The sequence below is a fragment of the Pseudokineococcus sp. 1T1Z-3 genome (genome assembly GCF_037482365.1).
Taxonomy (GTDB): Bacteria; Actinomycetota; Actinomycetes; order Actinomycetales; family Quadrisphaeraceae; genus Pseudokineococcus.
Genome location: NZ_JBBHZF010000013.1, coordinates 298 through 1,139 on the forward strand (window position 1 = coordinate 298; position 842 = coordinate 1,139).

An 842-nucleotide genomic window follows, 5' to 3' on the forward strand; every position below is an offset into this window, starting at 1 on the left:
GCGCCCTGTGGGTCAGCGCCACCGCCTACGGCTCCCTCGACTGCTCCGACGACCGCTGCTGCCCCGCCGAGGGTTGGCCCCTGGCCGACGTCGAGGCCAGCGTCGTTCGCGCCGAGACCACCATGCGCGGCCAGACCATCGCCGCCACCCGGGAGGCCCTGCTGCCCGCCCCCGCGACCCCGACCGCTCGCCGCGAGGCAGAGGCCGCCCGCCTGGCCTGGATCACCGAGCACGGCCAGGCCGCCGACACCAACGACGCCGAGGCCCGCGCTCACGCGGCCCTGTTCGAGTGGACCCGCCCCTTCATCACCGGCCGCGACGGCGACCATGACGCCGACACCTACGGGCGCCTGGCCGCGGTCCTGTCCGTGCCGACGTGGCGTGACCTCGTGATCGCCTTCGTCGTCACCCAGGGCGAGGCGTGCGACCTCACCGACGCGAGCCGGGTCGCCTTCGGGCAGATGTTCGCCGCCGCCGGCGGCGCGAAGCCCCGGCGCCCCAGCACCATGACCTTGCCCGCCGAGGTCTCCCTGCTGCTGCGGACCGCCACCCACACCAGCGGCGCCCCCGCCGCGCACGCCTACGCCACCGCCGCCGTCCTGGCGTGGTGGTCCGGCGACGGCGCCACCGCCAACCTCGCCGTCGACGCCGCGATCGAGGCCGACTCCGCCAACAGCCTGGCCCTGCTCACCCGCGACATCCTCGCCAACGGCATGGCCCCCGCCTGGACCACCACCGACTGAGCACCCCCGGGGGAGGGCCGCCGCCGCATGGCGTCGGCCCTCCCCGCGTGGTCCCGGCCCCGTCGAGCCCGCCAGCTCGCCGGCCGCGCCGGCGCCTCC

1 protein-coding gene is annotated in these 842 nt (G+C 77.2%); it reads left to right on the forward strand.

The genetic code is table 11. The annotated features are described in order from the left end of the window. The coding region (locus tag WDV86_RS04700) for a DUF4192 family protein (protein ID WP_339566447.1) at positions 1–743 on the forward strand (743 nt) is incomplete at its 5' end. Between the last annotated feature and the right edge of the window lie 99 nt (positions 744–842).